Below are 552 nucleotides of genomic sequence, written 5' to 3'. Positions count from 1 at the left end.
TGGTTGTAGAAGACGAAGTCCGCGTCGGAGCGGACCTTCCCCGCGGCGAGCAGCAGCGCGGAGGCGTCCGCGTCCGGCACTCCGGGCCCCTGGCGCCGCCCCAGCTCGACCCGCAGCGCGGTGGCCGGAACCGGTGTGTTCGATCCCTTCGCCATCGTCATGTCGACCCCCTCGCTCCCGCCCGCAGTGTCCACGGACGTCCGGATCATCCCCGCATGCCCAACCTATGCCCGGCCCCGCCGAACTCCCCTGGGCCGCGCGGGCAAAGACGCAGGAAGATCGCCGGTCGACCGCCGGTAACCCGCCCGGGAAGTCCGTTCCTTACATGATCTATACGTGAACCGCTGCCCCTTTTCGACAAGTTCGCTCTGATTGAGTATCCCCGGTCACCGCCGACACGGAAAACAACCCTCTTATCGGTCTCCCCAACCAGCACATCGTGGGCTTAACTTATGTGCCATGACCTCCCCCCGCTCCACCTATGGCGGCGGCTATTACTCCGCCTCCTTCCGGGACACTCCGATCTACGACGCCCTCGTGGCCGAGCGGGGA

Annotated in this window: 2 protein-coding genes; one reads left to right on the top strand and one right to left on the bottom strand. The window is 66.5% G+C overall.

Translation table 11 applies throughout. From position 1 onward, the window contains the following. A partial coding sequence (locus tag CCN72_RS41315; RefSeq protein WP_483027302.1) for a TerD family protein occupies positions 1 to 155 on the bottom strand: 155 nt, incomplete at its 3' end. Positions 156 to 459: 304 nt separating this feature from the next. Between CCN72_RS41315 and CCN72_RS41620 the strand changes: the two genes are divergently transcribed. Continuing rightward, positions 460 to 552 (top strand): DUF6643 family protein (locus tag CCN72_RS41620; protein ID WP_341868918.1); only part of this gene is annotated, 93 nt, incomplete at its 3' end.

Origin of the sequence: Streptomyces murinus (assembly GCF_002154555.1) — a bacterium.
GTDB classification, from domain to species: domain Bacteria; phylum Actinomycetota; class Actinomycetes; order Streptomycetales; family Streptomycetaceae; genus Streptomyces; species Streptomyces murinus.
This window is presented reverse-complemented; position numbering and strand designations above follow the sequence as displayed.